The organism is Dyadobacter chenwenxiniae, assembly GCF_022869785.1.
Taxonomy (GTDB): domain Bacteria; phylum Bacteroidota; class Bacteroidia; order Cytophagales; family Spirosomataceae; genus Dyadobacter; species Dyadobacter chenwenxiniae.
The window spans coordinates 2,469,254-2,495,598 of sequence record NZ_CP094997.1 but is presented as its reverse complement, the minus strand read 5'-3'; the positions used below and the strand labels follow the sequence as shown (position 1 = coordinate 2,495,598).

Here is a 26,345-nt window from a genome sequence, read left to right as displayed (position 1 = left end):
TCAAAACCGCACGAGCCCCTGCTTTGTCAGGGGCTTTGTTGTATCTGAGGTTTTGGAAATCTTAATGTCTCCTGTTAAAGTGGCTTCTGCACGACTTTCCCGCCGGACTTCAGGCTTTTCGATTTGTTTTTGTTTGGTTTATCTAAAGGCCGACTATAAGAAGTGCCCTCCGTTTTTCTAAATCCTCCCGGTGTGAACAGGTCATCTATGCTGTCCTTGGTTCCGTTTTCAGATGCGGGCTGGTCTTGGTTTGTGGTTTCGCTGTTCATGTCGTCTCGTGGATAGGTAGTTTTTCGAAAACGACCGGCTCTGATAAATACCATGCCAATCACGCAGCCCGAGATCACTGCTGGCGCGCATTTGATTTATAATAGTGCTCTCGGTAAAGAGGGCACTCCTGGCATACATTTTATAGCCCGCGTCAAATAGGTTTATTCATATTTAATTTTTTTGATCATGAAAATTGCATTTTCTATCATCCTTTCGGTTCTCGGTTTGTTGATCCAGGGATGTACTTCAAATAGCAGTGACAAGGCACAAACTGATACGGGTCAGGCCGTCGATTCCGCTGTGGTAGGGAAGGATACTACGTCAGTGGATGTCCGAAGAGATATTGATCTGAGCGACGACCAGAAACAGGTGCTTCCTGGCCGGGACACAACAAATTCCGATGAGCCAAAATGACCACCCTTTCTCTGCGAGGGTTCACAAAAAACGTAGGTTATGCAAAAAATAAAGCTGTTTTCTCAATACAATCTCGACGCACTTTTTCTTAAAACGCAGAAAGAAATTGATGATCAGATAAGCCAATGGCCGGATCACTACTTTTATAGCGGACAGATACAGTTGCACGTCGAAACATTGAGGACCTCCTTGCGGGTTGATTTGCCTGAGATCGATTTCAAGAATGGCCGCCAGGTGATGCTCGAGCGCATATTGCCGGCATCTGTCTTCCAGCCGGGGCTCAGAAACAATGCAAACGTGCGTGTCGACGTTCTGATTTTTGAATATCAGGCCATAGGTCATATTTATTTACTGGGTTGCTGCCCACCTCTCACTGTCCCGGAACCGCCTGGCGACTGGTATGCCGATCCTGTCCATCAGCAGATCATTATCGAATATGCGGAGTATGAAAAGCATCCGAGAAAGACCCTTATCGCTCATCAATATTATACTGCCAGCTTGCAATTGTGCTATGAATCGCTGAAAGACGAATTCGCCGTATTTTATAAAAAATTGAACGACGCGATAGATGCCGCAATCACAGAAAGAAAAAGTGAAATCGATGACATGAAACGAATGCTCGATTTTTTGAAATAAATGTTGTTTGTGTTTGATGCGATCATATCGCTTTCTCCACCCCACCTCGCCAGCGCCCAAATAGCTATACTGCAAGGCTCGTTCAGCTTTTACATTGATGTATTGAATACGTGAAGCCACATGGTAGGCAGTCACTTGCTTTTGCCAGGTTTTCTTTAACTAAGGCTGCTGGCTGTGTTCCAATGTATCTGCTTCATCGCTTTGCGCAACGCGCCTTGTCATGAGCCCGGCCGCGACTTCAAAGAGGCCAAGCAACAAATGCGGCAGATAAACTTCATCGGCAAAACCCAGGATCCAGGGAGATGCAGCGAGAAATAAGCCGGTGGCAATGTCAATGTTCAGGTGCGCCGCCATAGGTAAACTGCGAACCATACCGCCTTCATAGTCCATGAAAAGTGACATGAGAATAGACATACAACCGACCGCAATCAAAGTCCAGGTTGCGGGCAAAACGTCATTGAAGCCAAGTATCCAGGGCATCGCGATAAACAGGATACTGGTGGTGTAATCTATTCTGCTGTGAAGCTTTGTGCTGATAACATTCATAGGATGTGATTTTTAATGGTTGTTGATGATTTTAAAAAAAAATGCCGTCCTGTTAAAAATTGTGCCAGTTACAAACTCTTTTGTTTTCCAGTCCTTTTCCACGGTCAATTTCTGAATGTGCAGCAACCGGCCTCAATCGCTTTTTGAATGGCACAATTTTTTATCAGCTCGATACCATTTTTTCCAGTTCCCTCCGGACTGGGAAACTTGTTGTTATTGTCTGTTTAATTCATCAACCCATCAGTTATGCGCTATTCTTATACGCTATTTCAAATTGCGCTTCTTCTTATTTTCTGTGTGAAATTTGCGTCTGCCCAGGACAGGCAAATTAGCGGCATTGTGCAGACAGCCACCGGTGAGGTGCTGCCAGGCGCAACAGTGCTCGTCGCCGGCACAACCGCCGCGACTATCACGGATGCCGAAGGAAAATTTTCAATTGCCGCACAAAACGGGCAAACACTTCGGATCTCATTTATTGGCTATCTGGCATCGGACATTCCCGTAACGGATCAAACCACGTATACCGTCCAGTTAGCCGAAGATGCGCAGAACCTGGAAGAATTTGTTGTGATCGGCTATCAGTCCGTTCGGCGCTCGGATCTCACAGGTGCAACCGGCATCATTGATGCGCAGAATACAAACAAACGTATTGCCCGCTCCGTACCCGAAGCATTGCAGGGAATGACGCCCGGTGTTGCGGTACGGAACGGCGGCGCGCCAGGCCAGGAGGCCGTCGTGAATATACGCGGCCTGAGTACGCTGTTCGGGAATGCAAGCCCCTTGTACGTGATCGATGGCATGTTGGCCGACGCAAATACTACCGTGAACCCCAATGACGTGGAGACTATCCAGGTATTGAAAGATGCCTCCGCTGCTGCCATTTATGGTTCCCGGGCGGCGAACGGAGTAATCATCATTACCACTAAGAAAGGGAAAGAAGGAGCGCTGAAAGTGGATGCTTCCCTTCGCCTGGGGGTTTCATCACTTCCCAAACGCTGGGATATGATGAATGCACAGGAGTTTGTTGCTACAAATACCCGCGCCTATCAGGCGGTAGGTTATGCATTGCAGCCCGCAGTGGCCAGTTATAACGGCGCCGTGAATACAAACTGGGCTGACGAACTGTTGCAAACGGGTAGCATTCAGGATTATAACGTGAGCCTTTCGGGCGGCGGTAAAGACAGCAAATACCTGATCTCCGGATCGTATTTTGCTGACGAAGGAGTGCTCAAAGCCCGTAACTTTCAGCGTGGCTCGATGCGCATTAACACAGAGGCTACCCGCAACAAATTCACATTTGGCGAAAACCTGATGATTTCCAGCACCCAGCGAAATGCACCATTCCAGGGTGGGTTTGCCGAAGGGAATGCCTGGTATGATATCTGGACCAGCCTCCCCATCATTCCTGTTCAGAGTGCAGACCTGGTGAGTAACTCAAATCCCGGCGGATGGGGTTACGGGTCGTTCAATGCGAGGTCGTTTTCTCGTAACCAGCTGGCGATCAATGATATTACAAAGACATCTTACAACTTCTTTAAAGTGCTGGGCAATGCGTTTGTCGACTACAAAATCTTGAAAGGGGTAAGTTATCGCTTCAACGCAGGGCTGGAAACGAGTTTTGATAAAACCAATAACCTGCGAAAGGAAGGGCTCTGGTATTGGAATCAGTCACCCGAATTCAGCAGCGTTGGGGAAACACGGGCACAGTTCCTGAGTTATCTTTTTGAGCATACGCTTAACTTCAATTTTACTTTTAACAAACACAATTTAAACGGTGTTGTAGGTTACACGCAGCAAACGATCCAAAACGATGATGTGGGCGGACGAAGGTTACAGCTTGGTTTTTTCGGGGGCGAATATTTCACGACCATCAACGCTGCGAGCGGCGGAATGACCGCGACCGGAACGCGCTCGCAAACGCTCATTAACTCCGCACTGGGAAGGCTGAACTATAATTTTGCTGAAAAATACTATCTCACCTTTACTTTCCGCGCTGATAAGGACTCCCGATTTTCACCTGCACACCGCACCGGTTATTTCCCTTCCGCGGCTGCTTCGTGGAAAATCAGTAATGAGGATTTTTTTAAATCGGACATTATTACCGAGCTGAAACTGAGAGGGTCCTATGGTATTTTGGGTTCCGCAAACCTGAGCAACTATCAGTTCACCGGCTTCCTGAACCAGGCACCGAGGGCTGTGTTCGGATCGGGGCAAACGGAATTTCCTGGGGCAACACAGGCCAGGCTCGTGTATGAGGATATTAAATGGGAACAAAAAGCCACGACCAACATTGGTGCAGACCTGGTACTTTTTAATAACAAATTAGCCGTTACGATTGATGCATTTCGGTCGGTTGCAAAAGATGTGTTGCTATCCCTGCCGCTGCCGCTGTACATTGGAAACTTGCAGGGCGATCCCTTAGTGAACATTGGTTCTATTGAAAATAAAGGGGTTGAGCTTGATTTCAGTTACCGGCAGACTTCGGGGCCATTCACGTGGAGCGTTGCGCCCAATTTCAGCATCATCCGGAATAAAGTGCTCGAACTTGGAAACCTGGGTGTGGACGAGGAGACTGGGGAGCCGCGTAACTACATTCAGTCAGGAAATACGCGCTCGCAGGTTGGCCGCTCCATTGGTGAATATTACCTGATAAAAACCGACGGGCTTTTCCAGAACGACGAAGAAATACAGGCGCATAAAGCCCAGGCTGCCTATGCGAAACCAGGCGATGTCCGCTACGTGAACCGCGTCGATCAGGGCACGAATGATGATATCAACGACCGCGACCGCACATTTGCAGGCAGTCCGTGGCCCAAATTTACTTCGGGTCTTATCCTGAATGGGACCTGGTCCGGGTTGTCGCTGAATGTTCAGTTCTACGGCGCATTTGGCCAAAAAATATACAATGACGTCAGGAGGGATCTGGACGGAATGGGATACTCGAACTATCGCCGGGGCATTAATCCCTGGGCGCCGGGAAACACCGACACCGATTTTCCACGCCTCGGTGTTTCTTATTCCACCGGTGCTACGGGTGACCCCGCCAGTGCGGACCGCGGTATTGTTTCCAATGTAAGGGGAAACACCGATCGTTGGCTGGAAAATGGATCTTATTTAAGGTTGAGGAACATCGAACTATCCTATTCGATCCCTGAGCGTGTCACCGGGAAACTGTCTTTGAGCAATGCCAGGGTTTATGTGAGTGCTCAAAATCTGGCGACTTTCACGAAATACACAGGGCTTGATCCCGATGTGGTTGGCGCGAATTTCAACCTGGAACCTGGGGTGGACCTGGGAGGATACCCATCATCACGCATCTTATCATTCGGCCTCAACCTCGGTTTCTGATCAGTGGCTATTATCCCAAAAGACATCAACATGAAAAAGATATTTTTGCTTGCTTCATTTATTTTGCTGGTTACCACCGCCTGCGACCGCGATTTTGATCAGCCCAATCCTAATAATCCGACAATTGCCTCTTTCTGGAAAAGTGAGGCGGATGCGGTGAAAGGGATCAATGCTGTTTACAGTACTTTTCACCGGACGGCCACGCTGTATTCCAGGTTCCTTTTTTACCACGGAATGCTCCGTTCGGATGAAGGCTATGGCTCCGGCGGTGACATTACGCTGAATAATGTTATGAGCTTCAATCAGACTAACTACAATGAAGGTCTTACTGCCGGAACCTGGCAGAATTTGTTCATCGGGGTATTCAGGGCAAATCAGGTACTCGCTTACGTGCCCGGCATCGAGATGAACGATGGCTTGAAAAACCGCATAATCGGCGAGGCGAAGTTTCTGCGCGGACTGTTTTATTTTAATCTTACTTTATATTTCGGAAGGCCACCGATTATTCTTGCACCGTCAAGCCCAACGGACCGGCCTTCCAATGCGAGCAATGCAGAAGCCTGGGCGCAAGTGGAAAAAGACCTGATGGAAGCAGCAGCTACCCTGCCGCTGAGCTATACAGGCGATGACCTCGGTCGCGCCACACGCGGTGCGGCGATGGGTTTACTGGGAAAGGCTTATTTACAGCAGGGCAAAAATCAGGAAGCAGTGAATGCACTGGCCTGGTTTGTTACCGGTCAAGGAAAAGGATTATACCGTCTGACGCCCAATTATCAGGACAATTTTAAGGCTTCAACCGAAAATAACAGCGAGTCCGTTTTTGAAATACAATTCCGGTTCAATCCCAATGAGAGTACGGATGACGATGTGGACGAAACCAAAATTAATAATACGGGAACTTCTATTGCGCAATTCTATGCGCCGCGGGGCGTAGGTTTTTCTGACGGCGGGGCACGTCGCTGGCTTATCGGTGAATTTAAACAAGAGAATACAGCACAAGGCGCACGGGATCCGCGGCTGGCAGCAACATTGCTGTTTGACTCCACTGACGTGCGCGGCCCGCGGTTCACAATGGTTTACGGGCAGACATTTGCCACCCGCTACGGGGCAAGTACCGGCGAAAGCAGTGCTGTTTGGTTTCGCAAACAGCTGAATGACAACGAGCCGGGAAGAACGGAAGAAGGCTTCCGATCGCCCAATAATTATCGGTTGCTGCGGTATGCGGATATTTTATTAATGTACGCAGAGGCATTAAATGGAGCGAACCAGACCGCACAGGCTTTGCAGTACGTGGATATGGTGCGCGCACGGGCGGGGCTGAGGCCGCTAAGCCGGGCTGGCGGATGGAACCAGGCGCAGCTTCTTGGCCAGATCAAGCACGAGCGCATTACGGAGCTCACAGGAGAAGGCTGGCGTTTTGCAGATTTACAGCGTTGGGGCGACCTCGGGCCCGAACTGGCGGTGCGCGATCCGGAGTTTACCAATTTCAGAAAAGGCAGAAATGAATGGTACCCGATCCCGCAATCGGACATTGACCTTAATCCAAACCTGACCCAGAATCCTGGGTATTGATTACGTTTCTAGTTGACTTTAAATAGTTTTTATGAGTTTGAAAGCCTGGTACAGACCCGTTATTATCTGGTGCGCTTCACTTGTCTTCGTCGCCGCGTCCTGTAAAAAGGAGGCGCAGGCACCGAAACCAGGTGAGCAGCAGACCACCACATTCACGAATCCTCTGCTGAATGCCGCGCCGGATCCCTGGGTGGTTCAGAAAGATTCAACTTATTACTATCTGCATACGCTTGGCAATCGCATCCAGATCTGGAAGACAAGCCGGATGAGCCGGCTAAAAGATGTAACGCCTGTGACCGTTTTCTCTGCACCAGCCACCGGAGGTAATTCCAGGGATATCTGGGCACCAGAGTTATTCTTCCTCAATAACAAATGGTATATCTATTATACCGCCTCAGATGGGAACGACCGGGCACACCGGATGTGGGTTTTGGAAAATACAAATGCTGATCCAACCCAGGGCTCCTGGACAGACAAAGGTGCGCTTGTAACCCAGCCTGCTGACTTGTGGTCGATTGACGGGACTGTTTTTCAACAAGATACAACACTGTATCTGATATGGTCGGGCAGGCCTTTTGCGGGAGGTCCAACTGATTTAACCCAAAATTTATACATCTCCCGGATGAGCAGTCCTTTCAGGCTCGCGGGACAGACGGTAAAAATCTCCTCCCCCGGATACGATTGGGAAAAGCGTGGTTTTGCAGTAAACGAAGGACCTGAAATCCTTCGTAATCCGGCCGGCCGGGTGCATTTGGTGTATTCGGGCAGTTATTGCGGCGATGACCGCTATTCGCTTGGGTTAATGAAATTAAATGAAGGGAGCGACCCGCTGAATTCCGCTAACTGGACCAAGTCCCCGAATCCGGTCTTCACAGGTCTGGCTTCGGCAAATGCATTCGGTGTAGGGCACAACGGGTTTTTCAAATCACGCGACGGAAAAGAGGATTGGGTTATTTATCATGCCAATTCAGCCGCAGGTGAAGGCTGCGACGATTCCCGAAATGTAAGAATGCAAAAATTCAGCTGGACTTCCGACGGCCTCCCCAGTTTTGGAGAGCCGGTAGCCACCGGGCGGTCGGTCGATGTGCCTTCGGGTGAATAAATGTATATTTACAGCATTAAAAAGGCATTCACATCAAAACTATTTATGAGGAAATTAAGCATCAGCTTATTGTTACTGCTGACATTCGTTCAACTTTCAATAGCCCAGCGGGCAGTGGTACGCGGGGATTTTGCTGATCCATCGGTCATTAAGGTAGGGGATACTTATTATACAACGGCGACGAGCTCCAACTGGGCACCCGCATTCCCTATTATGAAATCAAAAGACCTGATTAACTGGGAGCAGACGGGCTCCATATTCCCTGATCTCACTGCCTGGGCCGACTTCTACTATTGGGCCCCTGAATTGACTTACGACAATGGCAAAGTGTATGTTTATTACACCGCCCATAAAAAAGGAGGCAACCTTTGCGTTGGGGTGGCCAGTGCCGATTCGCCGGAAGGTCCGTTCAGGGATCACGGCCCGCTGGTCTGCCAGGAAGTAGGATCTATTGACGGGTTCCCGGTTCGTGACGAAAATAACAAGCTGCACCTGATCTGGAAAGAAGACGGCAATAGCGTGGGAAAACCAACACCCATCTGGATTCAGCCGATCAATGAAGAGAGAACCGCGCTGACAGGCGAAAAACGGGAGCTTTTCCGTAATGATACGCCATGGGAAGCCAATCTGGTGGAAGGTGTTTCCGTCATAAAAAACAATGGCTACTTCTACGCGATTTACGCGGCAGCAGGCTGTTGCGGTCCCGGTTGTACCTATGCAACCGGTGTTGCCAGGGCCAAAAAATTAATGGGTCCCTGGGAAAAATTCTCCGGAAACCCTATCCTTAGCGGGCAAGGTGACTGGATGTGCCCGGGACATGGAACGGCCGTTGTGCACCAGGGGAAAAATTACCTCATGTACCATGCCTACGACCGCGCATCCAACAAGTATACCGGCAGGCAAGCGCTCATCCGCAGATTTGAATTCACTCCCGACAACTGGATCAGTTTTACAGACGACTACCTGTCGCCCGCAGACAAAAATACAGCCTATAAGGTTACCGACGATTTTGACAAAAACAAACTGGGACTGCAGTGGAGCTGGTCCGTTTTCAACAAACCCGCATTGGAGTTAAAAAATGGCCGCGTGGGACTACACATGAAGGATGATCGGGAAGTGTTTGTGGCCAGGAGGATAGATAGCCGGAATTATGAGGCCACAGTAGAAACGATCCCTGTAAAAGATGCGCTGGCCGGTGTAGCGTTAATTGGTGACGACAAGAACCTGATCTACGCAGCGGCGAAACAGGACAGCATTCATGTTACACTCGTTAAAGATGGTGCAAGAAGCAGTCTCGGAGCTTTTCCTGTGGCTGCCGGGGGCAAACATTTATTTATAAAACTGACCGTGAAAAACAACACGGATATCCGTTTCCATTATAGCCTCAACGGATCAGATTTTACACGCTTGGAGACACTGAGTGCAGACATTACTTATATGCCTCCCTGGGATCGGGCGCTGCGTGTAGGAATTTTAGGCAAAGGCGTGCAGGGGGATGCGGTAGTCGTGGAGAAATTTGTTTTTGAAAGTAAGTAACATACGGGCTCATTATTAACATCACCTTTTATTATAGCTATGGGCTCTTTATCAAAATCTCATTCTTTTTTTTATAGAAACGGCTTGGGGCTGGTTGCCTTCAGTTTATTTGTTGTGGCACTCATTGCACAAACATTCACAGGCTGGCACCAGCACAATGCAGAACTACAGCAGGATGGAGCCGTGGCGATCGGCCTGCTCAGCTATTTGGGTAGCGGGCATTTTATTTCTGCAACTTTTGAAAATTTCGAGAGCGAATTCCTGCAAATGGCTTTATATGTGGTGTTAACAGTGGGGCTTCGTCAGAAAGGTTCGGCGGAATCCAAATCCCTGGATGAGCCGGAAGAAGTGGACCGTGAGCCGGTAGCGGGTCCCGACGCCCCGTGGCCCGTCAGGAAAGGTGGCCTTATATTGAAACTGTATCAATATTCGCTTTTTATTGCCTTTGCTATCTTGTTCCTGGTTAGCTGGGGGCTGCATCTTTACGGAAGCTGGACAGAGCACAATGAACAAAATGTCCTGAATGGCGAGGCGAAGGACACCGTTGCGAACTACTTAACACAAGCTAATTTTTGGTTTGAAACCTTTCAAAACTGGCAAAGCGAATTTCTTTCAATTGCGAGCATTGTTTTACTCACCATTTTTTTAAGACAGAAGGGTTCGCCCGAGTCCAAGCCCGTTGATGCTCCTCATTCCCAAACAGGAAAGTAATGGCTGGCGCTTTCATGCAAAAAGCTGACCGATTTCCCGGTCAGCTTTTTGCATGAAATGACTCGAACTTTTCTATTTCAGCGATACCGCCTGTGCCCAGTGTCGGCTGCCGCAGTTGCCACAAGGCTGGTCTGTGGAGTCGTCTGCTGGCGGGAAGCCGCATATGTCGCAAACCTGGATAGGTTCACGCTGATAGGACTGGTCTTGAAATTCAACGTCCTTGTCCGGGAGCACGCCCAGACCGGGAACTATCTCCGTCTCGCGTATTATTGTAAAACTGCCTCCTGCTTCAAAATACAAACGCTTCACTTCTCCCAAATGCAAAATGTCATTGCTGCGAAGCTGAGAAAACACGCGCTCCCTGGTAATGCCTGTTAACCTCATATCTTTCAGGTTCAAATGGTGATCATGTACCAGAACCGAAATGTTGCCCTGGGTAAGCGATTCAAGTTTCTGGTTTCGGGTTGCCATCCACGCAGTTACTTGCTGGATCAAAATCACTACAATTGCGATTACGAACGCCGGAAGGATGCCGCGGTCAGGCGATAGCAACGGAATACCAATGGCGGCTGCCAGAGAAACCATCGCGATCATTTCGTTCCGACTGAGCTGAGACGCCATCCGTTTGCCCATCAGCCTCATTGAGATCATCAGAATGGCGTAAATCACTGCTACTCTTAAAATAACTTCCCAGTAAAATGCACCCGGCACATCGCCGACAAAAATGCGTTGCCAGTCATTTATGCGAATATCCTCGGGTTTCATGATTGACTGGCTATTTGATTGGATTCAGTTGGAACAGATACACTCGCCACTTCCCAATTCGACGAGTCACAAACTGGGCACTGGCCTTCCGCATCTTCCCCGGGAAGTGCTTTTCCGCAGTGCAGGCATACCTTCTGGCCCTCACTGATCTCTTGGGAAAAACAATTGATTTCCGGATCATCCGGTGGAAAGAGGATAAGGCCGGGTGCGGGGCGTTTTTTCTTACATATCGTAAAAATACCGCAGGCCTCAAGATACACTCTGTCTATTTCTCCCAGGTTAAATATTCCCTTCCCACGTAGGGCTGCAAACAATTGTTGTCTCGAAACTTTCGTCTTCGCCATTTCGTCCAGCTGCATGATGCCATCTTTCACCAGTATACTGAATGTCCCCTGGCTGATGTCCTCGAACGTCGCACTTTTGAATTCACCCAGCGTGAGGCCGCGCTGGAAAATAAGTGCGCAGACAAGGACCATAATGCCTAGCAGCAACCCCGTTTGCGGCATCTGCATTCCTGGTGATACAATTGCACCGAGCGTGACCATCACTGCGAGCTCGGAAATGGTTAGCTGCCCGCCCATTCGTTTGCCCATCAGCCTTACGATAACCACAAGGAAAAGGTAAATGATGAATGTGCGGATCAGCACTTCTACCAAAAATATGGGTGGCGCTTGTCCAAAGAGGATACGTTCCCAATCGCCGGGTATAATTTCTTCTTTTTTCATTGCTTAGCAGGACGTCTTAGTACAGCTCCGAGAGTGACAATGCTTTGTAATCAAGGGAGAACAGATTGATCCTGCGAAACCACAAGCAATTGGTTGAAAGCGTCCACCAGTGCTTCATAGGGTCTGAAGCCGGTCATAATTAACCCTTTTCCTGATTTTGTAAAGGTTAATGTAGGAAAACGGCCGATGCGGTTGTAGGCAACCTGCCGCAGATCGCTACGGAACGCTTCACGGCTTTGAGCGTTGTCATAATCATTCAGAAAGCGCTCATAATCTACTACATCGGGATATAACAGGCTTGAACCGCGGGCCGCTTCCAGCAAGACATCTTTTTTGGAGATATTCAGTGCATCCACCATAACCGCCTTCCATACAGCCTGCATGTAATATTCTGATGCTTCAAAACTCTGTAAGCCCGCAGTTTTGACAGCAATACAGGCAGGATATGAAGAGGTGGGTGGCTCTTCCTGGCTCCATATCATGTCGTTTATCTTCGCGCCGGTCTTGTGCTGTGCTTCCATCCAAATCGGGCCCATCTGGGCTGGTCTGCTAACCGAATTGAACGGATCATTATATTTGGTCCAGTCCGGGATCATCCCACCCAGGCAATAAGAGTAGGTAATCTGGTGTTTGTATGCTTCAATAAAACGTTGCCAGTGGGGTTGAAGTGCCCAGCTCCAGCAACAGAGCGGATCGGTATAAAAAACGATTTTTACCCGATCCGCCTGGTGGTTTGATAAGTCCAATTCAGTTTGGATTATAATTCGTTAATAAAGCCGCCCGACTTGTCGTAAGTGCTCCATTGCGCATCAATTTCAGCAGTAGCACTCATGATTTCCTCGCTACGCAATTTGCTCAGCTCTTCGTTAAGCGCTTTTACCGATTTTTCCGTACGGTCTGTTCCGGTTGGCGTCAGGGTCGTAAGCCCATTGGTATCAAGCACTTGTTGCAAGGGATCATCAACATACTGCCATGTTTCGCCCAGCTGTGTACTGCTTCCCTCGTTCCATGGCCCGCGCGCGTCCATTCCACTGGACATGTTATAATAGAGATTACTGTAACGCGGATCGCCTTGCAGGATGCCCGGAGGGAAATTGGGCTGAATAGTTGCCAATGCAGCCTCAAACATCTGGTAATGTGCAATTTCCCGGGTCATTAAGAACCGCAGCGTTTCTTTTACCGAAGGATCATCCGTAAATTTCATCAGATATTCGTAAACAATTTTCGCTCTCGATTCCGCAGCGATGTTGGAGCGAAGATCAACGGTCAGGTCACCGTTTGCAGTCACATAAGCAGCGGTCCAGGGGATACCGTTACTATCTGTTAATGCAGGGCCTCCACCCGTAAGGACCCCAAAATGAGGGTTCACAATGGCTTCATGGATGAAATCCTCCTTTGCGGCTGTTCCGTCCAACAATTTCATGATCTCGGATTCCTCCGAGGCATTCTTCAATTCCCCATTAACACCACCCAGCAACATTTGAATGGTAGCACCCACAATTTCCAGGTGACTGAATTCCTCCGTAGCAATGTCCATGAGCAAATCGTACTTGTCGGGATACGGATTCTTTGCAGTGAATGCCTGAACAAAATACTGCATTGCTGCTTTAAGTTCGCCATTGCTGCCGCCGAATTGTTCGAGCAGGAGTCTTGCAAACTTCGGATCGGGTTTGGAAACCCTGGCGTTAAACTGTAATTCTTTTACGTGATAAAACATAGCATATTTGGTTTAGTTGCCAGATTGGAAAGTCCAGCCATTGTAAAAACCTATGCCACCGAAAAAGGGTAGGGGGCCGACGCTTTCTTTCCCCAGATCTGAGCAATTTTTACGCTAAATGCCGCCCCGGACTCCCGAAGCGGCATTTGATAAAAAAAGCGTTAAAGTGACTCTTCCTGAGTGCTTAGTTCCCCTCTACATGTTTCTTAAAATTGTCGAGGATGGCCTGCCAGCCGGATTTCTGCATTTCGGCCGGGTTGGTTTGCTCAGCATCGAAAATCTCAGTCACCGTCGTGCTGTCACCATTGTCCATAAAAGTCACCTGCACAGTTCTGCCGTCCTCCATGTCGTATTCGATCAGACTTTCCGGAACGACATTGGAATAAACCCCTCCGAAATCAAAACTGAAACTGCCATCTTTTGCAGCCATAGTGGTTCTGAACTTCCCGCCGGTGCGCACATCATTTTCTGCAAAGGGTGCATGCCAGTCGTCTGAGGCAAAACACCATTTTGTGATGTCCTCAGGTGCATTAAATTGTTCCCAAACTGTTGCAACCGGCGCGTTAATGGTCGTTTCAACGGTGATTTTTTGTGCTAAGGTTCCCATTTTCTGTTTGTGTTTTTGGTGAATGATTACGCTACAAAGATGGGCGAAGTTGTTGAAACCAGCAGGTGCCGATTATGACAAAATGGAGGGTTCGTTGCGTCATTCTCTCAATTGAAATGCCCTTGATCAGGCTGAGCCTCCATTGTTCCGAGTCAAATTCGAGGTGCCCCGTTGCTGTTGGATTCTCAACAGTCTAGCTTATTTCTCCTTATAGCTCCCTTTTGTCTTTTATCCCCTTTATCAATGATCATAACAAATAATAATCTATAAACTTGGTAGAATAAATAGTTTATCTAATTTTGCGCTCTCAATCTACAAAGTCTATTACTCAAATATTTTATTAATCCTTATTACCTGCAATGCCTCCATCTTTCCATTCTCCTCATTTACGAATACTAACCCTGGGACTGCTGCTGCTGGCATTTCCCGGTTTTGCACAAACGCTCGTTAAGGGAAAAGTAACCTCAACCAATGATCAGTCGGCGCTTCCCGGCATTAATGTGTTGATTAAGGGTTCCACAACCGGAACTACAACCAACACGGAGGGATATTACGAACTGCAGGCCGGTGACGACGCAATATTGGTGATTTCTGGCATCGGCTACCTTACGCAGGAAGTTCCGGTCAAGAGCCGCTCACAGGTGAATGTGCAGTTAAGCGATGATACGCGCCAGTTGAATGAACTCGTGGTGGTAGGTTACGGAACGCAAAAGAAGCGGGACGTGACAGGCTCCGTGAGTTCTCTGGATGCCAAAGATTTTAATAAGGGTGTACAAACATCTGTTGATCAGCTTATTGCGGGACGGTCGCCTGGGGTGCAAGTGACACAATCCAGCTCTGAGCCGGGCGGAGGCGTAACAATACGGATACGCGGGGCCAACTCCATCAATGCAAACAATGAGCCGCTGTATGTGATTGACGGTCTTCCCATTAACAATACTTCCGTTGTGCCCGCCTCGACGGTCGTAACGGAGCAGGCACCACGAAACCCGCTGAATGCATTAAATCCGAACGACATTGAGTCGGTTGAGATTTTGAAAGATGCCTCGGCAACGGCAATTTACGGTTCGCGTGGCGCAAACGGGGTGATTTTAATCACAACCAAAAAAGGCGTCAAAGGCAAGCTGAATGTTAATTATGCTGTTTCGGGGGGAATTTCAGAGGTTACCAAACAAGTTCCCGTGTTGAATGCGAAACAGTATATGGGCCTGCTCAATGACCTGCGGGCTGATCAGAAACAGGCGCCTGAGTTTTCGGCGGAGCAGATTGCCCAGGTCGGGAACGGCACTTACTGGCAGGATGAAATTTTCCGGAAAGGCACTGTCCAGAACCACCAGCTGAGCTTCTCGGGCGGTCAGGACAAATTTAATTACTATGCCTCGCTGAATTATCTGGACCAAAAAGGAGTGGTGATCAGCTCCGGGATTCAAAAATACACGGGGCGGGTGAACCTCAACTATACGGATGATAAGTTCAAATTCGGTCTCAGTCTTAATTCCAGTAATATTAAAGACGATTTCGTGCCCAATGGAGTGAGTGTGAACGAAAGCGCCGGGGTGATTAACACGGCAATTTTTCAGGACCCGACGCTTACCTTCAGAAACCCTAATGGCACCTGGACGCAGACACAAATCGTAAACCTAGAAAATCCGGTGGGGCTGGCCAATGAGGTGAGCGACTTTGCGACAACCAACCGGACTTTCGCCAGCGTTTTTGCAGAATACTTTTTCCTGCCTGAACTATCGGCGAAAGTCAATTTCGGCACGGACAGACAAGATTCCCGCCGGGACATATTCACTTCCCGGCTCACGAAAAGAGCGGAGGGAACAAAAGGAGTCGCTAATGTGCTGACCAGCAATTCGTACAACAACCTGATCGAAGTCACGGCCCGCTACAATAAGGCTCTTAATAAAAATCATCAATTAGAAGTCTTGGGTGGCTATACTTTCCAAGAATTTGAAACAAGTTCATTAACCGCCGGTGCGCAGAATTTCCCGTTGGATGCATTGGGCACCGATAATCTTGCCGCAGGCGCACAAAGCACTTTTTCGCTTGGGACCGGCCGCACCAAGAACCAGCTGCTGTCGTATCTGGGACGCATTAATTACAACCTGTATGACAAATATTTATTGACAGCCTCCATTCGCGCAGACGGTTCATCACGGTTTGGGGATAATAACAAATATGGGGTTTTCCCTTCCGTAGCACTGGGATGGCGCATCAAGGACGAGGTTTTCCTGAAAAATGTGAATGCCATCACCGATCTGAAATTCCGCGCCAGCTACGGAGTGACGGGTAACCAGGACATTGGAAGCTACAAATCGCTCGTGCTGCTTGGGCCGCAAGGGCAGGCCATTTTTGACGGAACGCCATATGTAGGAATTTCAACAACACAATTGCCCAATCCGGACCTGAAATGGGAAACAACCACACAACTCAACCTGGGGATAGATTTCGGTGTTTTAGATAACAGGCTGACGGGTAGCATTGACTATTTCCAAAAGCAGACAAAGGACTTGCTGCTGCAACTTCCCGTGCCGCGTACGACCGGCTTTACCACAACATTCGAAAATGTAGGCGGCTTGAAAAACTCGGGATTTGAGCTGGGGCTGAATTCGATCAACATTACGGCTCCCTTCACCTGGAGAACTTCCGCGAATTTTTCGGCGGTCAAAAATGAGGTGACCGATCTGGGTACGCTTCCTTTTATTCTGGGTGGGTCTGCGGGTTTTACCAATGACTTTACGATCATTCGCAAAGGCGATCCGTTGAATGCTTACTATGGTTACATTGTGGACGGCGTTTTTCAGACAGGCGATAATATTGCCAGTTCTGCGCAGCCATTATCCCGGCCGGGGGAATATAAATACCGCGACGTGAATGGTGACGGCACAATCAACTCGCAGGACCGTACGATTTTGGGCTCGCCGTTTCCCAAATTTAGTTATGGCTTGAACAACGATTTTACATATGGTCCGTTCAATCTCTCTTTCTTTTTCCAGGGCGTGCAGGGAAGTAAGATCTTCAACCTGAACCGCACCGAATCTGAAAACCCGATATCGTTCCGTCGTAACCGTTTGGTGGAAACTTACACCGATCGCTGGACGCCGACTAATCCGACAAATGCCAATTCTTCTGCAATTCCGGTTGCCGTCGCTTACACGAGCAATGTCAACAGCCGGGCGGTGGAAGATGCATCTTACCTGCGTTTGAAAACCTTGCAACTGACCTACAACTTCCCGACTGCAAAATGGAAATACGTGCGTAATGTGCAGATTTATGTGACCGGTCAAAATCTTTTCACCATCACCAAATACACAGGTTACGACCCCGAAGTCAGTGCATTCGGAACATCCAATGTGCGCGCGGATTACAATGCATTCCCACTGTCGCGCACTTATACAGCCGGCCTGAGTATCAATCTATAACATTGCAGAAGCTCTTAATAAAATGAAAAAACTGATATATATCTTTTTGTTACTGACCGTTTTAGGGTGTGATAAGCCCCTGGAAGAGGAAGTGTTTTCTTCATTTGGTCCGAATAATTTTTTCAACACCGCCGATGATGCCGAGGCACTTTTGAATGCTGCCTATGCCCTGGAACAAAAGCAGGGCACGGACGGTTTCCGGAATATTTTCGTGATGGCCGAAGTCACCACAGACCTGCTTATTATCCGGGAAGGCGGGCTTCGCGGATTGGCACAGCCGCTCGAAGATTTCACCTGGAATGCATCGCACGAGTTTTTCGATGTGGCCTGGACACGATATTACAGTGCCATTTACCGCGCTAACCTGGTCATTGATAATGTCCCGAACATTGATTTCGATGTAGAAAGAAAGAAGCAGATCGTGGCCGAAGCGAGGTTCTTGCGCGCCAGCGGCTACATTTACCTCTATGATCTCTTTGGTCCGACCCCGATCATTACCAGCAGCATCAGCACCAGCGAAGACAGGCCAGCGAGGGCTTCTAACGAGGAATTTGTAAAATTTGTCGCAGATGAGTTGACGGCCGTGAGCGAAATCCTGCCTGTAAAAGCAACCCAATATGGAAGAGCCACAAGAGGCGCTGCGCTCGCGTTTTTGACGAAATTTTATTTAAATAATAAAAACTGGGCAAAAACAGACGAAACTGCCCAAAAAGTGATCGATCTGAACAGTTATAATCTTTTCAATTCAACAAACCGGGCGGATCTTTTCAAGCTGGCCAATGAGGTGAACAGCGAATTCATTTATGTTCGCCCGCACGTAGCGCAACCGGGATTAGGCACCAATTATTTGCCACATGCAGCGCCGCCGAATTATAAATACAAGGGTACGGCCAAAGCGAATTATGCGACGCAGCTGAAAACATTGTCTGGCTTTTACGATTCGTTTGACCCTAAGGATCAGCGCCGACAGGTGTTTCTTACCGAATATGACGATTTGAACGGAAAGCACATTGTGTTGGGGCAGGATGATAAAAGAAGCTTTAAATTTGAAGAAGACCTGAATGCCACCGGTGCGGATCTGGGCAACGATTTTCCGGTGGTCCGTTATGCCGACATTCTTTTGAGCAAAGCCGAAGCATTGAATGAATTGAAAGGCCCGACACCCGACGCACTTGCACTTTTAAATCAGGTTCATGTAAAAGCAGGGCTTCCTGTATTAACATTAGCCAACGTAGCGACCAAAGATGCTTTCCGGGCGCAGATTTTGAAGGAGCGTGGATGGGAATTTTTCTCCGAAGAGCTGCGTCGCCAGGACCTGATCCGTCATGGCAAATTCATTGAGCTGGCCAAAGGAAGGGGTAAAGTTGCATTCGATCACCAGGTGTTGTTTCCTATCCCGCAAAGCGAAATTGACCGTAATCCAAGTTTGAAACAGAACGAAGGTTATAAATAAGCGGAAGGATTGCTATTGCTTTTTATAAAATATAAATATGAAAAAAAGTCTCTTCTCTGTTTTCGTAACAGCATTTTTCCTGATGTCCGCAACTGGGTTTTCCCAAAAGGCGAAGCAGCCAAACTTCATCATTATCCTTGCAGATGATCTCGGTTACGGCGATTTGAGCGCTTACGGCCACCCCACGATCCGTACGCCGAATCTGGACAAAATGGCGCTGGAAGGAACGCGTTTTACGCAATTTTATGTCGCGGCTAATGTTTGCTCGCCTAGTCGCGCCGCATTGCTTACAGGCAGATTGCCGATCCGAAACGGGGTTTTTGGAACTAACAGTGCCAACAAGGTTTTCTTTGTCAATTCCACCAGCGGCCTTCCCAAGCGTGAGACGACCTTACCCAAAGCATTGAAATCAAAGGGTTACCAAACCGCCATTGTCGGGAAGTGGCACCTGGGCTCGCTGCCTGAATTTTTACCGCTTAACTATGGTTTTGACTCCTATTTTGGCATTCCTTACTCGAATGATATGGGCAAAGAATCCTTCCGCACGGGCAAGGACGGGAAGCCCGCTTTATCAACCGAAAATCCGCCACTGCCGCTGTATCGTGATTCCAAACTACTGGAAACCGAGCCTGACCAGGACCTGCTGACCAAAAGATTCACGACAGAAGTTACCGACCTGATCATCAGGAACAAAAACAAACCTTTCTTCATTTACTACGCGAGCCCGTTTCCGCACGTTCCCTTGCATGCCTCACCGGAGTTTGCAGGAAAAAGCAAACGCGGGTTGTACGGCGATGTGGTGGAAGAGCTGGACTGGAGCGTGGGTCAGATTTTGAATAAATTAAAAGAACTCAAACTCGATAACAACACATTTGTAGTGTTCCTGAGCGATAATGGTCCATGGCTGATGAAGTCGCTGATCGATGAAAACGGCGGCTCGTCAGGCTTGCTTTACGAAGCAAAAGCGTCCACCTACGAAGGCGGAATGCGTGTTCCTGCTATCGCCTGGATGCCCGGAACTGTGAAACCACAGATATCGTCTGCCATTGCAACATCCATGGATTTGTATCCGACGATTTTGAAATGGGCCGGGGCAGAGACACCTTCCAACACGCAGCTTGACGGGAATGATATCAGTGACATTCTAACAGGCAAGTCGGATAAGGTCACGGACATAGTGTATTACTACGATGCGAACAATTTATATGCGATTAGGAAAGGACCGTACAAAGCGCACTTCAAAACAAATCCTTCCTATTCGCAAAAGCCTGCCGCCGAGCACAATCCGCCTTTGCTGTACAACCTGGAACACGACCCTTCAGAGAAATTTGAGATTGGCAGTCAAAATCCGCAGGTGATCGAAGAATTGACTGCGGCTTTCAAAAAGCATCTGGAAGGCGTGGTCCCCGTCGACGCTGAGCTGGACAAGCGGGAAGTGCGGAAGTAACGCATCAGCCCGGGTTATAGCAGCGGCTGAAAAGGCGTGTTACAGCCCTACGCCGCCGGTCACCTCAATGCGCTGACCATTGACCCATTTGGCGTCTTCGCTGCAAAGAAAGGCGACTACGCCACCAATGTCATCCGGCAGTCCGACCCTGTTCAGTGCAGTAATGCCTTGGACAAAGGCCCTTATTTCGGGGGAATCCTGCATGGCTCCGCCGCCAAAAATAGCCCCTGGCGCGACTACATTCACATTAATTCCCCTCGAACCCAGTTCAAGGGCAAGATATCTCGTATACACGTCTACGGCGCCTTTCATGATCGCGTAGGCCGATGCGCCTGCAAAGCTCTGGCGCGAGGTGGCCGAAGATAGATTTACGATGCGGCCACCGTCGCGAAGATGCGGCAACGCTTTTTGGGTAAGGAAATAAACGCCTTTAAGATGGATGTTCATCATTTCATCAAAATGTTCCTCGGTCGTTTCGGTGACGGGGGCCGTTAAGCTTGTTCCGGCGTTGTTGATGAGGAAATCAAACCGATCTGTTCCGAATGTGGACGTTAATGCTGCATTCGCCTGTTCGAAAAAGGTGTCGAAGCCATTGGTTTCGGCTGTATTCAATGGTAATGCAACAGCCTTGCGGCCAAGTGATTGGATTGCGGCCACAGTTGCGTCGGCTTCTGTTTTGTTGCTGCGATAGGTTAGTAATATATCGGTTCCTTTTGTGGCAAGGTTTAATGCGATGTCTTTGCCGATACCACGGCTTCCGCCGGTAATGATTGCGATTTTTTGCGTTGTCATGACTTTTTGTATTAATTTTTAAAACGATACAAATGTCCGTGAAAAGCGCATATGCCAGTTTGTGCTTCACAATCAATTTTATGTATAATTCGAACTTTCTGTCTGGCGCCGAAAGGCACCTGGGGAAAAGGAAGTTTCACTCTTGAAGAATTTGGCAAAATGGGCGAAGTCAGAAAATCCGAGACAATCCGCGATCTCGGCAATGGTCCAGTCGGTGTGGAGTAGCAATGCCCTGGCTTCCTGCACAATCCGCCCGGAAATGAGTTCAGTGGTAGTTAGTCCTGTGGTTTCTCTGAGCACTTTGTTCAAATGGTTCACGTGGACCGCGAGGTGATCGGCATATTGTTTTGCCGTGCGTAACGCGATTTTATGTTGGGGGTTTTCAAGTGGAAATTGTCTTTCCAGTAATTCAATAAAAAGGGAAGTGGTGCGGGCAAATGCACTGTGATTAGGATGCAGCATGGTGGTGGACTGCCGCTTCTGGCCGATGTGGATGAGTTCGAGCGTATAGGCGCGCATGAGATCATATTTATAAGCATAGTTGGACGCGATTTCTGCTTCCATGTTCTCGAATATGCTTTGTACACGCGCCGCATCCGGTTCCGACAATGCATAAACAGGGTGCTCGGGCGATTTAAAGATGGGCAGTTCGTCCAGGATTACGCCACTTTTCGTCGGGTGAAGAAATTCCGCTGAGAAGACACAAAATTGCCCCGTTTGCTTACCGATAGGCAGCCAGTTGAAAGGTGTTTTCGGCGTTGTGAAGATCAGTGTCGGCTGCGTGATCTCAATGGTGCGGTCCGGGTAGTCGGCCCGTGAACGTCCCGTCAGGAAGCTGATTTTATAAAATGCGCGGCAAGGATAGGGGACCGTTGGTTTTTCACGTGTTGTTTGTGAGATCTCGGTGAAATTAAATACATTGAAATGTCCTGCTTCGTGCTGGATTCCATCAGGTAACAATGCGCTGAGATCCCGCGAAGCGCCACTGGACAAGCGCTCACAAAGATTTTCAAAAGAGGTCGAGCTCATAATATTTTTTGTAAAAATCAAATTTAACAAAAAAACACATGCCGACCGCTGAATGTTTCTATGCGCACATTGCCAGGGAGAAAAAATTTGCTTAAAAAATAAACTATCAAATTGGTAGACTAAACAGTTTATTTAAATTTGCACCACAACCACCACTCAAAAATGCCACCTCCTTGCTTATGCCTATCCGATATCCAGATGAGCTCATTACCATGAACAACCCAGATCGAAATATGAATTACAAACAGGTCATCAAGCCGGTGGCCCATTGAATGCTTATGATGAATACTTTAAGATTCCGGTTTTTACAACTTTTGCTGCTGTTTTTGAGCGTTACGTCTGTACGGGCGCAGGATAAAAGCCAACATCCAAACATAATTATTATTTTGGCAGATGACCTCGGGTTTTCCGATCTGGGCTGTTTCGGCTCTGAGATCAGTACGCCCAATCTGGACAGGTTGGCCAGGGAGGGCATTAAGCTTACATCGTTTTACAATAGTGGTCGCTGCTGTCCGTCTCGGGCGGCTTTGCTTACCGGCCTGTATCCGCATCAGGCCGGCATAGGGGACATGGTTCAGGATAAAGGTTCCCCGGCCTATCAGGGTTACCTGAGCGAGAACAGTGCGACCATTGCCCAGCTGCTAAAAACCAAAGATTATAACACCATTATCTCGGGTAAATGGCATGTAGGACTTGTGCCATCGGCACTGGCGCATAACCGCGGCTTCGACAAATCATTCACAATGCTCAATAACGGAAGCAGCTATTTCAACTCAGAGCCAATTTACAACGATGGGCGCACCGTCAACTTTCTCTTGAACGGCCAAAAAATAGAGCGCCAGGATACATCGCGCTACCTGACCCAGGCGATCACGGATTTTGCGGTAAAATCTTTGGATGAAGTTAAATCCAGCAAAAACCCGTTTTTCCTTTATGTTGCCTACACGGCTCCTCACTGGCCTATACAAGCTCCGCCCGAGGACATTGCCAAGTACAAAGGAAAGTACATGGAAGGCTGGGATGCGCTGCGCAAACAGCGTTTTGAACGGCAGAAGCAGTTCGGCATTATCGACAAACAATGGCTGCTGTCGTCCCGGTATCAGGGAGCCAGTGAATGGGAAAAGCTGACGAGTGTGGAAAAAGACCTGTGGGATACCCGTATGGCCATCTATGCGGCGATGATCGATCGCATGGACCGTGGCGTAGGAGAGATTCTGACCAAACTTAAAGACATTCAGAAGGATAAAAACACGCTTGTCATTTTTGTCTCTGACAATGGTGGCAGCGGCGATACTGTGAAAGACTGGAATTATGTAACCCAGAAGAATGGTACGCCCGGCTCGGTCAACGCCATTGACAGCTATTATCCCGAGTGGGGCAATGCGAGCAATACTCCGTTTAGATTGTTTAAAAAAAATACGCATGAGGGTGGCATTGCATCGCCATTTATCGCCTGGTTTCCAGGGCAGATCGCGGCTGGGACTTCCAGCAGCCAAATCGGGCATTTGATAGATTTGCTGCCGACCTGTCTGGAATGGGCCGGGCTCCAATATCCCAGGAAGCTGGCTGGCAAGGAACTAACCGCATTGCCCGGGAACAGCTTGAAGTCGACTTTAACAGCGCATCAGAACATAAATAAGCGCAGCGGAACGGTTAACCGGACGCTCTTCTGGGAGCACGAGGGCAGTCGCGCGATCAGAAGCGGACGTTGGAAACTCGTCGCCGAGATTCATCAGCCCTGGGAACTTTATGATTTGCAAGTGGACAGAACGGAGACCAATGATCTCGCTGGTAAGTTACCAGCAAAAGTAAAAGAGCTTGAAAAGCAATATTTGGAATGGGCGAAACGCGTGGGGGTTGTTGACTGGGATTTGATTAAATAACGGCTTCATCCAACAATCGCGCTTTTTGAAACAATAAGGTCGCGGGAAGAAGCCATTTTTTTGCCTGCGAATACACGTCTTCTTGTCCCGAAAAGAGCATTGCGTGCCAAAATTCCCTAATTTTAATCCATGCAAATATTAAGCGATGCGTTGCAGGTGCCCGTCTATGATTTAGAGGCGGAGGAGCCGGGAGGGAACAAACATTTCCGGGTTTATAATTTCGAAGGCAATCCGCCCCATCACGCGGACCTTCTCATTCCGCACCGGAAGGACCATTATCTGTTCGTTTTGATCAGGCAGGCAGGAGGCACGCGGCAGTGGCTCGATATGGCACCCTTTACGCTTCAAGATAACATGGTTTACTTTTCAGCGCCAAATCAAATCATTGTAAAAGAGGGGTTTGCGAAATTATGGGCTACGGGTATTGCCTTTACAGATGAATTTTTGTCTTTGCAGGAAAGTGCATCATTAAGCAAGCTTCCAGTCATCCGGAATCCCCAAGGCGGCCATAAGCTGGCGCTTACCGAGTCGGATAGGCAGTTTGTGGAGGATTTATTGGCGAAAATCAATGTAGAATACCGAAATCCTGGTGAATGGCAGCAACGCATGTTGGGCGCTTACCTGAGCGTGCTGCTCACATATCTCAGCCGCCTCTACGTGGAGCAGTACAAGGAAAAGGAGATCTCTGCTGATAAAATGCTCCTGAAAAGTTTTCTGTCCAAAGTCAATGAATGTTTCCGGGAACTCCACGAGGTTGGTGAATACGCTTCACTGCTGCATATTTCAGCGGGGCACCTGAGCGAGGAAGTCAAAATGCAAAGCGGCAAACCAGCCATCAAGCACATTCACGAACGGCTGACGCTCGAGGCACGCCGCCTGCTCTTTCACACAAATTATTCTTCCAAAGAAATAGCCTTTGATCTGGGTTTTGCCGAAGCATCGTATTTCAACCGCTTCTTCAAACGTGAAACGGGCCAGACGCCGGCCGAGTTTCGGGCCAGCATCCGCGAAATGTACCATTAATACCGCAGGATGTGTTCCAGCGGCGAAGGAAGTTGGCAGTAGTTTTGTGCTGTTAAACAAACGAAATATGAAAACAGTACTGATAACAGGAGCAAACAAAAGCATTGGCTTTGAAACGGCCAGGCAATTATTACAACAAGGATATTATGTGTATCTCGGGTCCAGGGATTTGAACAAAGGCCAGGAGGCGGTCGGCCAGCTTCGCGCTGAGGGGTTTGATCAGGTGGAAGCCATTGAGATCGATGTGGATAGCATTGAATCCATACAAGCTGCGCGCGGGATTTTGGGAGGGAAAATCAACTCGCTGGACGTGCTGGTCAACAACGCCGGGGTAGCAGGCAGCTTCCCGCAAACAGCGCTCGAAACGGATGTTGACGTTTTCAGGCAGGTGTTTGAAACCAATTTTTTTGGCGTAATATCGGTAACCCAGGCATTTATTGATCTGTTAAGACAGTCGCCGGAACCCAGGATCGTCAATGTAACTTCCGGCTTGGGGTCACTCACATTGCATAATGATCCGGCATGGAAATATTACGAGGCCAAGCCAACTGCTTATGTGGCTTCCAAGGCTGCGCTCAATGCCTACACCATCGTTCTGGCGCACAACTTACGCGACACGGCATTTAAAGTAAATGCGGTTGATCCCGGTTACACCGCCACGGACTTCAATCACCATTCGGGTCCGGGAACTGTGCCGGATGCGGCGGCCAGGGTGGTAAAAGCGGCCATGTTAGGTTCCGAAGGGCCAACGGGCCAGTTTTTTAGTGATGACAATGCGCCTGAAACGGGCATTAGTCCCTGGTAAAATGTCTCAGCAATGTATTTTAAGATCTGAACTTCATTGATTTTTAAATGCTCAAAATGCCGGTGAACGCGCTTCACCGGCATTTTGCTTTTCATGCATTTTTCGGGGAACAGTATTTGTAAACCTGCTATAAACTGAAAACAATGAAAGAAAAAGATATCAAAACAGCCGCCCGCATCCTGTTGGGAGCAAGTTTAGTATATGCCGGCATCAGCCACCTTACATTTGCACGAAGAGAATTCCAGGCGCAAGTCCCTGATTTTGTCCCGCTTAAAAAGGACGACACCGTCGTTTATTCCGGTGTTGCCGAAATCGCTATGGGCAGTGCTTTAATCGTGGCTCCCAAAAAGCACCGCGCAAATGTAGGACGGCTTGCCGCGGCGTTCTTCACGGCTGTTTTTCCGGGAAACATTGCTCAATATGTCAATAAACGCAGCGCCTTCGGCCTGGATACGGACAAGAAGCGGTTCATCAGACTATTTTTTCAGCCTGTACTCGTGTGGTGGGCGCTGGGAAGCACCCGGAAGTAATCCTGT

Annotated in this window: 23 protein-coding genes; 14 read left to right on the top strand and 9 right to left on the bottom strand. The window is 48.6% G+C overall.

The window, feature by feature from the left end; translation table 11 throughout:
- Positions 1-74 precede the first annotated feature (74 nt).
- On the bottom strand, positions 75-269 hold the full coding sequence (locus MUK70_RS10190) for a hypothetical protein (RefSeq protein ID WP_234607357.1): 195 nt from the start codon (positions 267-269) through the stop codon (positions 75-77).
- A 187-nt stretch (positions 270-456) separates the two neighbouring features.
- Here MUK70_RS10190 and MUK70_RS10185 point away from each other — a divergent pair, with 187 nt between their 5' ends.
- The gene (locus MUK70_RS10185) at positions 457-684 is read left to right on the top strand and encodes a hypothetical protein (RefSeq protein WP_234607356.1); all 228 of its coding nucleotides are present in this window, start codon (positions 457-459) and stop codon (positions 682-684) included.
- Positions 685-723: 39 nt separating this feature from the next.
- Positions 724-1,320, top strand: a complete 597-nt coding sequence (locus tag MUK70_RS10180) for a hypothetical protein (protein WP_234656283.1) — start codon at positions 724-726, stop codon at positions 1,318-1,320.
- A gap of 159 nt (positions 1,321-1,479) precedes the next feature.
- Here the strand turns inward: MUK70_RS10180 and MUK70_RS10175 are convergent, their stop codons facing one another.
- Positions 1,480-1,866: an SPW repeat domain-containing protein gene (locus tag MUK70_RS10175; protein WP_234656284.1), complete on the bottom strand. Its 387-nt coding sequence runs from the start codon at positions 1,864-1,866 to the stop codon at positions 1,480-1,482.
- A 246-nt stretch (positions 1,867-2,112) separates the two neighbouring features.
- Here MUK70_RS10175 and MUK70_RS10170 point away from each other — a divergent pair, with 246 nt between their 5' ends.
- From MUK70_RS10170 to MUK70_RS10150, 5 genes are read left to right on the top strand one after another with little or no spacing between them, the layout of a single operon-like run.
- Positions 2,113-5,214, top strand: coding sequence for a SusC/RagA family TonB-linked outer membrane protein (locus MUK70_RS10170; RefSeq protein WP_234656285.1), 3,102 nt, complete (start codon positions 2,113-2,115; stop codon positions 5,212-5,214).
- A 30-nt stretch (positions 5,215-5,244) separates the two neighbouring features.
- A complete protein-coding gene (locus tag MUK70_RS10165) occupies positions 5,245-6,786 on the top strand; it encodes a RagB/SusD family nutrient uptake outer membrane protein (RefSeq protein WP_234656286.1) in 1,542 nt (513 codons plus the stop codon).
- Positions 6,787-6,817: 31 nt separating this feature from the next.
- On the top strand, positions 6,818-7,888 hold the full coding sequence (locus MUK70_RS10160) for a glycoside hydrolase family 43 protein (protein WP_234656287.1): 1,071 nt from the start codon (positions 6,818-6,820) through the stop codon (positions 7,886-7,888).
- A 45-nt stretch (positions 7,889-7,933) separates the two neighbouring features.
- Positions 7,934-9,424, top strand: coding sequence for a family 43 glycosylhydrolase (locus MUK70_RS10155; protein ID WP_234656288.1), 1,491 nt, complete (start codon positions 7,934-7,936; stop codon positions 9,422-9,424).
- 39 nt (positions 9,425-9,463) lie between these two features.
- Positions 9,464-10,135, top strand: a complete 672-nt coding sequence (locus tag MUK70_RS10150; protein ID WP_255716659.1) for a DUF6766 family protein — start codon at positions 9,464-9,466, stop codon at positions 10,133-10,135.
- Between the two features lie 72 nt (positions 10,136-10,207).
- Here MUK70_RS10150 and MUK70_RS10145 read toward each other — a convergent pair whose 3' ends face one another.
- The 5 genes from MUK70_RS10145 to MUK70_RS10125 all read right to left on the bottom strand — a co-directional run bounded on the left by MUK70_RS10145 (position 10,208) and on the right by MUK70_RS10125 (position 13,949).
- Positions 10,208-10,900, bottom strand: a complete 693-nt coding sequence (locus MUK70_RS10145) for a DUF421 domain-containing protein (RefSeq protein WP_234656290.1) — start codon at positions 10,898-10,900, stop codon at positions 10,208-10,210.
- Positions 10,897-11,625, bottom strand: a complete 729-nt coding sequence (locus MUK70_RS10140; RefSeq protein WP_234656291.1) for a DUF421 domain-containing protein — start codon at positions 11,623-11,625, stop codon at positions 10,897-10,899. Before MUK70_RS10140 ends, MUK70_RS10145 begins: the two co-directional genes overlap by 4 nt.
- A gap of 50 nt (positions 11,626-11,675) precedes the next feature.
- On the bottom strand, positions 11,676-12,371 hold the full coding sequence (locus tag MUK70_RS10135) for a DsbA family protein (RefSeq protein ID WP_234656292.1): 696 nt from the start codon (positions 12,369-12,371) through the stop codon (positions 11,676-11,678).
- Between the two features lie 11 nt (positions 12,372-12,382).
- Entirely contained in the window at positions 12,383-13,342 is a 960-nt protein-coding gene (locus MUK70_RS10130; protein WP_234656293.1) for a manganese catalase family protein, read from the bottom strand.
- A 184-nt stretch (positions 13,343-13,526) separates the two neighbouring features.
- Positions 13,527-13,949, bottom strand: coding sequence for an SRPBCC family protein (locus MUK70_RS10125; RefSeq protein WP_234656294.1), 423 nt, complete (start codon positions 13,947-13,949; stop codon positions 13,527-13,529).
- 359 nt (positions 13,950-14,308) lie between these two features.
- Here MUK70_RS10125 and MUK70_RS10120 point away from each other — a divergent pair, with 359 nt between their 5' ends.
- Genes MUK70_RS10120 through MUK70_RS10110 form a run of 3 tightly spaced genes read left to right on the top strand, consistent with a single transcriptional unit; the run spans position 14,309 to position 20,277 of the window.
- Entirely contained in the window at positions 14,309-17,377 is a 3,069-nt protein-coding gene (locus tag MUK70_RS10120) for a SusC/RagA family TonB-linked outer membrane protein (protein WP_234656295.1), read from the top strand.
- A gap of 22 nt (positions 17,378-17,399) precedes the next feature.
- Positions 17,400-18,830 (top strand): RagB/SusD family nutrient uptake outer membrane protein, encoded by a 1,431-nt coding sequence (locus MUK70_RS10115; protein ID WP_234656296.1) that lies wholly within the window; start codon positions 17,400-17,402, stop codon positions 18,828-18,830.
- A gap of 37 nt (positions 18,831-18,867) precedes the next feature.
- The gene (locus MUK70_RS10110; protein ID WP_234656297.1) at positions 18,868-20,277 is read left to right on the top strand and encodes a sulfatase family protein; all 1,410 of its coding nucleotides are present in this window, start codon (positions 18,868-18,870) and stop codon (positions 20,275-20,277) included.
- A gap of 39 nt (positions 20,278-20,316) precedes the next feature.
- On the opposite strand, the gene MUK70_RS10105 is transcribed toward MUK70_RS10110, so the two are convergent.
- Both MUK70_RS10105 and MUK70_RS10100 read right to left on the bottom strand, forming a co-directional pair.
- The gene (locus MUK70_RS10105) at positions 20,317-21,069 is read right to left on the bottom strand and encodes an SDR family oxidoreductase (protein ID WP_234607340.1); all 753 of its coding nucleotides are present in this window, start codon (positions 21,067-21,069) and stop codon (positions 20,317-20,319) included.
- Between the two features lie 78 nt (positions 21,070-21,147).
- Positions 21,148-22,098 (bottom strand): helix-turn-helix domain-containing protein, encoded by a 951-nt coding sequence (locus MUK70_RS10100; RefSeq protein ID WP_234656298.1) that lies wholly within the window; start codon positions 22,096-22,098, stop codon positions 21,148-21,150.
- A gap of 278 nt (positions 22,099-22,376) precedes the next feature.
- Here MUK70_RS10100 and MUK70_RS10095 point away from each other — a divergent pair, with 278 nt between their 5' ends.
- From MUK70_RS10095 to MUK70_RS10080, 4 genes are all read left to right on the top strand, one after another.
- Positions 22,377-23,981: an arylsulfatase gene (locus MUK70_RS10095; RefSeq protein ID WP_234656299.1), complete on the top strand. Its 1,605-nt coding sequence runs from the start codon at positions 22,377-22,379 to the stop codon at positions 23,979-23,981.
- Positions 23,982-24,110: 129 nt separating this feature from the next.
- Entirely contained in the window at positions 24,111-25,004 is an 894-nt protein-coding gene (locus MUK70_RS10090) for a helix-turn-helix domain-containing protein (RefSeq protein ID WP_234656300.1), read from the top strand.
- Between the two features lie 67 nt (positions 25,005-25,071).
- Entirely contained in the window at positions 25,072-25,809 is a 738-nt protein-coding gene (locus MUK70_RS10085) for an SDR family oxidoreductase (protein ID WP_234656301.1), read from the top strand.
- Between the two features lie 143 nt (positions 25,810-25,952).
- Positions 25,953-26,339 (top strand): DoxX family protein, encoded by a 387-nt coding sequence (locus MUK70_RS10080; protein ID WP_234607335.1) that lies wholly within the window; start codon positions 25,953-25,955, stop codon positions 26,337-26,339.
- Positions 26,340-26,345 lie beyond the last annotated feature (6 nt).